General features: G+C 56.3%; 1 protein-coding gene. It reads right to left on the bottom strand.

The window, feature by feature from the left end:
- Positions 1 to 654: tetratricopeptide repeat protein (locus AC1D0Z_RS23640; protein ID WP_477660549.1), on the bottom strand; the 654-nt coding region annotated here is incomplete at both ends.

Genomic DNA, 654 nt, shown 5'->3' with positions numbered 1-654 from the left:
CTTCTTGTCGGGCCCAAACGAGAAGGCGTACAGCTCAAACCTGGACCGGTCATGTCTCTCAAACAACTCAGCCATCAAATGCATGGTGGCATGGTTGTAAAAATCAGCGGAAAAGTACCCAATGCGAATTTTTTCGTGCCACTGCCGTTTGGGGATGCTGCTCGCGGTGGCTGAGTCTGGGCATCTGTCTTTGACCCATGTTGCGGCGGCTCGCGCCTGCAGCGCCAGGTCCGCTGTGAGCCCCAGAATTTCGAACGGGATTGCGACCTTCTTCCCACGCTCGATTTCCTGAAAGATCTTTGGCAGATCGGAAGCAAGTGAGTGCCAGTCGCAAATTTTCATTTTTGCGTGCAACAGCGAGCCAAACACGAATTCGACGTTCGCATCCAGTTCCAAGCTCCGCTTGTAACAGTCGGCAGCAGCATCATGCCGTTTCATCTCGTCGAGGGTGACTCCCAGATTGATCCACACGTCGGGCAGATCTGGCGCAAGCGCGATCGCCTTGGCGTATGAGGATTCGGCTGCCTCATGCTGCTTTAACCCGTTCAACGCGACCCCCAGGTTGAGCCAGGCCTCAGCTGAATCCGGCGCCAGTTCGGTCGCCTTGCGGCAGGCGGCTTCGGCGGCCTCGTGATTTTTCTGGTCACTCAGTAC

This window comes from Polaromonas sp. P1_E3 (assembly GCF_056405935.1).
Note: the sequence above shows the minus strand (reverse complement) of the source record. Positions and strands in the feature narration are given on the sequence as shown.